2 protein-coding genes are annotated in these 2,120 nt (G+C 62.1%); one reads left to right on the top strand and one right to left on the bottom strand.

Features of this window, described 5'->3' with window-relative positions; genetic code table 11:
- Positions 1–233 (bottom strand): NAD(P)H-hydrate epimerase (locus QZL67_RS10030; RefSeq protein ID WP_292920272.1); only part of this gene is annotated, 233 nt, incomplete at its 3' end.
- Positions 234–366: 133 nt separating this feature from the next.
- On the opposite strand from QZL67_RS10030, the gene QZL67_RS10025 reads away from it, so the two are divergent.
- Positions 367–1,923 (top strand): hypothetical protein, encoded by a 1,557-nt coding sequence (locus QZL67_RS10025; protein WP_022290585.1) that lies wholly within the window; start codon positions 367–369, stop codon positions 1,921–1,923.
- The last annotated feature ends 197 nt before the right edge of the window (positions 1,924–2,120 follow it).

Genomic DNA, 2,120 nt, shown 5'->3' with positions numbered 1-2,120 from the left:
CGAACCCCCCGCAGATGCAGCAGCCGGGCGGCAGCAATGCCGTCTCCGCCGTTGTTGCCCGCGCCGCACAGCACCGCCGCCCGGCATTTTCCGCTCCGCCGGGGCAGCAGCCCCGCCACGGTCTCCGCGATCCCGGATGCCGCCCGCTCCATCAGCTCAATGGAGGGAATTCCCCGCTCTTCAATGGCCTGCCGGTCCAGTTCCTTCATCTGCGCCGCCGATGCCAGCTTCATCTTGCCTTCCTCCCGTCATTTGAATGATGCTATTATAGGAAACTCCCCGCCGCGATGCAAGAATCTGTTACCAAATCGTCATGAATCCACGGCTGGATTCTGCTATGCTCACATTAAATAAGGAGGTGTTTCCATGAAGCGAACCGCCCTTTTTTGTCTGCTGCTGGCCCTTCTGACCGGCTGCGCCCATACGCCGGACACCCCGTCGCCTTCCGCCTTTCCGGAGGCCCCCGGAAAAGCGGATGTGGAAAACTTCTACGCCGCCGCGGCCCAGGTCTATGACTGGTTTGACCTGACCACGCTGCCGCTGGATGCGTCGGACAGCCGCACGGAAAACGGACAGACCTATTACCGGGTGGACTGCCAGTCCTACCCGATGCCCACTCTGCATACCTCCTCCCCTGCCGACAGCACTGTAACCTACGCCGCCACCCCGGTGACCCTCTCTACTCTGGCGGACCTTCAATCCCTGGTGGAGTCCTATTTTTCCCCGGAGCTGGCGGCATCCCTGTTCTCGCTGTCCCCGGACCACTACCGGGACTTTGACGGCGTACTCTATGCCCAGAGCGCCGACCGGGGCAGCAATCTCTATCTGCTGGACAAGACCGTGTCGGCAGCGCAGACCGACGCGGACCACTGGACCGTGACCCTCACCTTCTGGGCCCAATACGAGGATTCCCAGCCGGTTCCCGTTCCCGGCACCCAGGAGACCCGGTCCGCACCTACAGCTACCGTGGGTTACTCCCAGTCCGTGCTGGATCTGGAGCGCACGGCAGACGGCTGGCGCTTTACCAGCTTCTGTCCCAGCGACGACCTGGATCTGGACGCGGAGACCGTGTTCACCTTCTGCTACGGCCCGGACGCATTTGCAGATGACGAGCCGGCCATGGACACGTGGTCCGACTACAAGCTGGGCTGCTGGCTGCTGCATGCCGACGCCCTCAGTGAAGGCGCCGCCACGCTGCTCACCCAGCGGTTCCTGGATAATCCGGAGAGCTGGTTCTCCGCCCTGGCCCCTCTGGCCGAAAGCCCTCTGGAAAACGCGCAGGCCGTGGTGGAGGGCCCGGCCTATGACGTCTATGCCTGGTTTTCCACAGAGGAACAGGCACGGTTTGAGGAGATCCTCGACACCTTCCAGCCCCGGGATGCGGTGCAGCAAACCATGCTGGAAGATCTGAAGGCCGCCCGGGAAAGGGCCATAAAGCTGGCGACGGACGATGCCACCGCCTCCTTCTGCCTGGTGACGGACGGCACCTTCTTGTCCCTTGGGGAAAAAGAGGGGGCCTATCCCTGGGGAAACCCCGGTTTCCCGGATTCTCCGGAGCCCGCCGGAACCGGTGACAACGGGGACAGTATTTACACCTTTTCGTTCCAGGGGGTGGAGGTAACATATTCTGCCGTTCCCGACACGGGGAACTGCTATGTATTCCGCATGTTTACGGACACGCCGGGACCGGAGACCCTGGGCGGCATTCAGGTGGGCTCCACTGCGGAAGAGCTGCTGGACACATATCCCTCCGCGCAGCCCTATGACGCCCTCCAGCCCTCCCGGCCGATGTCCTTTGACCGCGTCTATGTGTGGGAGCCCGGCGGCCTGGCCTCCTGCAAGCACATCGCCTTTTTCCTGAAAGACGGCATGGTGGCTGCCATAGAAATGGAGGATCTCATGGACGGCCGTCTCCTCTCCTGAGATTTCCGGCCCCAATCCGCCTGATTTTGGCGGATTGGGGCTTGCAATTCCCGTTTTTCTGTGCTATAAGTGTTAAGTGTTATCAGCGATGAACGGGAAAATAACCGATAAGCGCCGCCAAGAGAGGTCTGGTCACCGGCTGCAAGCCAGACTGCACGCGCCCGGTTTGGTTCGCCCGGGAGACGCCGGGGCGACAC

The sequence above is a fragment of the Oscillibacter sp. CAG:155 genome (assembly GCA_000436875.1).
Lineage (GTDB): Bacteria > Bacillota > Clostridia > Oscillospirales > Oscillospiraceae > Oscillibacter.
Note: the sequence above shows the minus strand (reverse complement) of the source record. Positions and strands in the feature narration are given on the sequence as shown.